We start from the raw sequence: 5,437 nt of genomic DNA, 5'->3' as shown, positions 1-5,437 counted from the left end.
CTGTCGCTGGCCGCCGAAAAGGCGCTCGGCCTGTTCGCCCACACCGGCGCGATGACGATGGTTGCCAACCAGGGCGAAGTCGTAATGCAGGCGCAGCACAATGCGATGACGTTCAGCGCCGCGCAGCAAATCACGGTGACCAGCTCGGAAGACGAAATCGTCATCAGCACGCCAAAAACGCTGACGCTGAACGGCGGCGGCTCGTACCTGAAGCTGAGCGGCGAAGGCGTTGAGCACGGCTCGCAGGGGCCGATGATCATGAACGTGGCGCAGTATCTGATACCGGCGGGTGGGGCAGATTTGCCCATGGAAACGCCGGACTTCAAAACCAGTGAAATCAGCGTGATTACCCGCAACGTGCCTAAATGGGCCAGCGAATAACAGGGACGGTTATTTATGCCAGCAGTATTACCAAAGTTCAGTTTTCCGGTGCCCGCAAACAAAAGCGGGCAGGCCTTCGGCTCCGCTGAGGCGCTGCTGGCGAAGCTCGGCGGTGAAAGCGCCGGGCAGTATCTTGTCGGCCGCCAGGGCATGTGGCACGGCGGCATTCACATCACGGAAGAGACCATTCCGTGGTGTGCGTTAAGCACCAACAGCGAAGCGGAAAAGGCGTTCTGTAACAATCAGCCCTACAAAGGTGAGCAGTTTGTCCGCTGCATGGCGGATGGCGAGATAGTGGCGTACCGGGTATGCAAAGACTACGACAGCGCAGCCATCAGCTGGAATAACGGCCAGCTGCATATGTCGAACTCGTTTGTGCTGGTGAAGCATTACATTCAGCCGGGTGATACAGCGGAAAGTGGCCTGACGTTTTATACGCTGTATATGAATCTCGCGCCGTTTAGCGCCTATGCGCAGACTGAGGCCGCGATGACGCGAAAAGTGGTGAAGGCGCAGAACTACTACTCCAGCATGGAGAATGTCACAGCGACCAGGCCTGTTGCCGCAGGCATGCTAAAAGCCGGAACGGCAGTGACGCTGAGCGACAAAATCATCAGCCGTGCTTCAGATAAGCGGCAGTTTAACGAAGTTACGCTTGTTGCAGAGACGACGAACGCTGCGGGCACAGCGCTGGCGGCAGGTACAAAGGTCTGGACCGTTTCGGATCGTGGCTCACTGGCCTCCAGCGCCACTGCGCCACAGCCATCCTGGTGGGCAAAATGTGCGCCAGCTTACGGGGCTCATTCCAGCGGTCAGTTCAGCGCCGTGCTACGCACGGGCGTGAAATATTATCTGAGTAGCGATGACGTTCAGAAAGGTATTTCTCCAGGGAAGCTAACGGAAGGATTTCCGCTGAGCTACGAGCCGGATAACATCGCGCAGCAGATAACGCGCGCGACTATGAAACCGGGGACAAACCCGCCAGAGCCCTCCGGTGCGCTGAATACCTTCAGCCTGGCAACGCTGGGTAAAGACGTGGGCAAGCTTAAGAAAGGTGACCGCGTATGGGTTGTGTCTGATGCGGACTATCTGACGCCATCAACACCTACCGCATCCGGCGCGCAACCAACGTTTGATGGCGTGGTAAAGCCGGCAACGGCTATTTCCATCAGCGCGGGTGACAGCATCGGGCATCTGGGCTTTTATGAACTGCCAACAGACAACGGCAAGAGGTCGCGCTATCAGGTGCACATTGAGTGCCTGAGCATGGATGACGTGGCTAAGTTTATTGGCAATCCAGAAAATGTGGGGACAGACAAGCCAGCGTTTCTGAAATTTAAGCCCGGACTAAAGCTGTTCGATAAAAATGAAGCTGGACAGATTACTGCAAGCGAGCGCCGGACCAAATCCGATGGCATCGTGACGCTGGCAAAAGTGCCGGTAGTAAAAGAAGGTGACCAGCCGAAATATTACCAGATCCGTCAGGAAGGCGGCTGGATCGCGTCGGCAGACGCGCAGCTGATTTCACAATATGCGCTGGCTGAACGGGGTTTTGCGGTGCTGAATAAGTCATCAGCCAGTTTTGACCTGATTGATGGCAAGTTACAACCTGACAATATCGTGAAAGAAATTTTGCAAGAGCTGGAGGCAGCAGCAAAAGCTGATAATCGTCCAGGCTATGCGCTCAATCAGTATAACTACCAGCGCCTGCTGGCGAAGATAGACAGCAACAACGACGGCACCTATTCCATCGATGAATATTTGCAGGCGCTAAATAATGTGTCCTACCGTGATCGCTTACAGCGCATCATCGCTAAACATCCCAGCGAGTGGTATTACGGCAAAGATGATCCGATGTGGAAAACCTATCTGGATACACTGACGGGTGAGCACTCGAAGTGGAAAACCTATCTGGAAACGTTTATTGAAAAGATGACGTGGATGAAGCAGGTGCCGGGAATGGGGCCTGCGCCGTGGCATATGCATCCGGTCACTTTTATAAGCTCTATTGGAAATAAAAACAATGGGTCGCTTACAATAGAAATGCTTTATAAAGTTTTTGAAGCTATCAAATCGCCAGCAAAAGAGTCCTTTTTAAAAGGCTTTGTAGATGAGGTTAATGAAAACTCAGAGGCTTATAAATTGGATACAGTAAGCCGTTTAAATCATTTTTTTGCCCAAGTAAGGGAAGAGATGGGTGGGGCAGCCAGTCCAATTGAAAGTTTAAACTATAGTGAGGACGGGCTTAAGCAAACATTTAAATATTTTAGAAATAACCCCGAAGAAGCCAAGACCTATTCCTATAAAAAAACCGGAAAGGTTATAACCACTCGTGCAGATGAAGTGGCTATAGCAAACAGAGTTTATTCTAATAGGCTAGGGAATGGTGATGTATTATCAGGCGATGGTAGTTTATATCGAGGGAGAGGGGCTGTTCACCTCACAGGCAAATCGAACTATGAAGGATTTAATGAGTATTATAAAACTCAATGGGGTGATTCTGTCAACTTTGTTGAAGAGCCTGTAAAGTTAGAAGAGGCTAAATATTGCGTTAGGTCCGCTATTTATTTTTGGTTAAGAGAAGAGTTGTTCAAAATAGCTGATGAAGGTAACAATGGAAGCATTGTTGATCGTATTACTGCCAAAGTAAATCTTCATACTGATAGCTATGCTAAACGTAGAGGTCATTTTGAGAGATTTCATAATGATAAAGTTTTCGAGTGTTAATTTGTTGAGGTTAAGCATGAGGTTTTTAATTATTATTATTGGTGCTCTTTTGTCTTTTAATGCTTTATCTAAAAAGGATTGGTATGAAGTTCAAAATTACAAAGGATTTGTTGGAGTATATCCAATTGAGCTATCGATTCAGAAATATAATTTTGGTTCTGGAGTGAACATTAAAGGTAGTTATTTTTATAATAAGAAAATGACGCCTATAGCTCTCTTTGGTAAGAAGTTAAACGATGAGCTTACAATCTGTGAAGTTCATGGGGTTAAGGATTATGAAGACTATATTGTAAATGGGGTAATGTTTAATCCAGAGAAATGTGAGTTCAAATTGTTGGTTAGTGATAATAATCTTAATGGTAGTTGGTCTAGCAATGGTAAGGAATACGATGTTAAATTGACAGCTACTAATTCATGGGTTAATGGAGTCCTTACCGGTGAATCACTAATAATTCCTTTTTGGGGAAGTGATGCTGGCTACTCTTTCTTTGGTGTCTATAAAGCCCAAAAAGGCGAACTAATTATTAATGAAATCAATGTGATTGAAAAGAAAAATGCTAAGGTAATCCAAACTATTAATCCTCAGTCTGATAAGTGTGATTTTGGTTTTTACATGACAGCTATCTATCAGAATTTAGAAAAGGATAATGGAGGCTCATTTTTAAATTGTTACAGTATTAAAGGGGATGTAGTAAGTGAGCTGAAGTATTCAAAAAGAGAAAGAAACTATGTAATAGTTAATCAATAATCGAGTGTTTTTAGGTTTTTAATGATCATTTTTAATTAAAGGATGGTTAAAGAAAAATATAGTATCAAGGGTTATAAAAAACCTTTTTTATAGAGCTTTCTTATTGAGGTGATAGATACTGCGAGGGAGTGTCTTTGATTCTCGTTTTTCAGTTCACCACTGCCAGTGATGTTGTCAATTCTATATGCATAGTGTCTACCTTTTATAAAGGAAGTTTTGGTAAAAATGAAATTAACAAACACCTCAGACTTAAAGATGAAACAGCTTTAGTCTGCTAAAGAGCATACACGTCCAATCTACACGCTTAATTAGCATAACTACCTGGGTTCGCTGGCTTAAATAGGAGGAAACAATGGCCACACCTATTGCGTCGATGAATATAAGTTTGCCGGTAAAATAAATAATTAAATCGCGATATTTAATTCACTATAGGATTGGCCATGAAGGATTATCATTATCTAAATATGATTTATATATTTTATTTTTCCATTCCAACATCTGCCTTAAGTGACGTTACGATTAAGTCGCCACTCGGAACTAGCGTGATATTTTCAGAAAAAACAAACGGAGATAATTATTATTTTGATGCTTGGCGGGCAGTATCTTTTAATGGGAATGGCTATGTTATAGATCTAGGCATCAAAGATCGCTATTTTACGGAAGATGGCTCAACTAAAGTTTCTCCATCGGGAAGGTACTTGATTTTAAATAGTATCTCTGGAGGATACATAAGTGATGAAGGAGAAGAAAAAGAATATGTTGATAAGGCTCATTGTAGCATTGTAGACATGAAAAACGGTTGTTATGTAAGCGATTGGGAAGGCGATGTATGTGGTTATGATTGGAAAAAAAATGAAGATGTACTGGAAAACTCACAAGGAACAGACACCTTTGATTTCATGTCACTTCGACCAACAATTAAAAATGTTAAAGACAATCTGGCATCACTTAATAAATTAACAGTAAAAAGGTATTTGCGTTGTGATGCTCCTGATAATGACAACATCAATACTTATCAAGAGCTAGTTAGAAAGAATAAAGAGTCTAAATCAATAGTAAATGAGTATATTTTAAATTATGTAAGGGGTGTAACGTCTGAGAAAAAAATTTCTAAGAAATCATATTTGTTTTTATCTCCAGAAGATAATAGCAAAACAAGTGCTTATCTTGTTACTGGTGATAAGGTAAAAGTTATAAAAACTTCCAAAGACAATAATTGGATTAATATTGGCTATATTAATTCAAAGGGTGTGCCTCTTGTTGCATGGATCATGGCTGATTCTTTGGGAAAATAAAAAAAGTAGAAATATCATTATTTACCGTGGGTGCTTATTACCAACAACACCACCTACCGCGCGCAGCGGAAGCCGGGCCAGGTGCTGGAAAGCCACAGCGCGCTGCCGGACGGACTTCAGGATGGCGTGCTCATCACCCGCGTGCGCAGCCACGGTTCGCGCAGCAGCAGCATTATGCTGGCGTTTGACGGCATGGCGTACAGCGAAACCGTCTGCTGGCGTCCGGCGCTGCTGCGCCGCCCGGTGATTGCAGGCACGTTGCCCGCACGCGTGGAAAGCATCGAAA

Annotated in this window: 4 protein-coding genes and 1 pseudogene; all 5 read left to right on the top strand. The window is 44.4% G+C overall.

Annotated elements, in window-relative coordinates; genetic code table 11:
• Positions 1–381, top strand: a 381-nt coding sequence (locus PMI17_RS12540; RefSeq protein ID WP_036621074.1) for a DUF2345 domain-containing protein, incomplete at its 5' end; no start/stop codon positions are given.
• A 15-nt stretch (positions 382–396) separates the two neighbouring features.
• On the top strand, positions 397–3,108 hold the full coding sequence (locus PMI17_RS12535) for a hypothetical protein (RefSeq protein ID WP_007890092.1): 2,712 nt from the start codon (positions 397–399) through the stop codon (positions 3,106–3,108).
• 16 nt (positions 3,109–3,124) lie between these two features.
• Positions 3,125–3,856: a hypothetical protein gene (locus PMI17_RS12530; RefSeq protein WP_007890090.1), complete on the top strand. Its 732-nt coding sequence runs from the start codon at positions 3,125–3,127 to the stop codon at positions 3,854–3,856.
• Between the two features lie 440 nt (positions 3,857–4,296).
• Positions 4,297–5,151: a hypothetical protein gene (locus tag PMI17_RS12525; protein ID WP_007890088.1), complete on the top strand. Its 855-nt coding sequence runs from the start codon at positions 4,297–4,299 to the stop codon at positions 5,149–5,151.
• A 30-nt stretch (positions 5,152–5,181) separates the two neighbouring features.
• Positions 5,182–5,437: pseudogene (locus PMI17_RS12520) on the top strand (type VI secretion system tip protein VgrG); the annotation flags it as partial.

It is taken from the genome of Pantoea sp. GM01 (assembly GCF_000282675.1).
GTDB classification, from domain to species: Bacteria; Pseudomonadota; Gammaproteobacteria; order Enterobacterales; family Enterobacteriaceae; genus Pantoea; species Pantoea nemavictus.
This window is presented reverse-complemented; position numbering and strand designations above follow the sequence as displayed.

Coding starts and splice junctions, on each gene's coding strand:
- PMI17_RS12535 (WP_007890092.1), top strand. CDS start 397: ATGCCAGCAGTATTACCAAAGTTCAGTTTTCCGGTGCCCGCAAACAAA.
- PMI17_RS12530 (WP_007890090.1), top strand. CDS start 3,125: ATGAGGTTTTTAATTATTATTATTGGTGCTCTTTTGTCTTTTAATGCT.
- PMI17_RS12525 (WP_007890088.1), top strand. CDS start 4,297: ATGAAGGATTATCATTATCTAAATATGATTTATATATTTTATTTTTCC.